At 72.5% G+C, this 255-nt stretch carries 1 protein-coding gene; it reads right to left on the bottom strand.

The window, feature by feature from the left end; all coding sequences use genetic code 11:
- On the bottom strand, positions 1–255 hold a 255-nt coding region (locus ACZYOF_RS44720; RefSeq protein WP_463719715.1), incomplete at both ends, for a condensation domain-containing protein.

The raw sequence follows: 255 nt of genomic DNA on the forward strand, positions 1-255 counted from the left end.
TGCAGCGTTGCGCCAAGGCCAGCGAGGCATGCTCGTGCGCCAAGAGCTCGGCCAGCCGGGCGTGGGTGGCCCGCACACTCGCCTCGACCGCGGTGCCGTCAAGGTCAAGCCGCAGCGGCAGGGTGTTGATGAACAGGCCCATGGCGCGGTCGGCGCCGGCGCCGCCATGCATGCGGCCGAACAGCACCGTGCCGAACACCACCTGCTCGCGGCCGCTGCTGCGCGCCACCACCTGCCCCCACGCCAGATGGCACA

Source organism: Bradyrhizobium sp. LeoA1Lang (assembly GCF_055413685.1).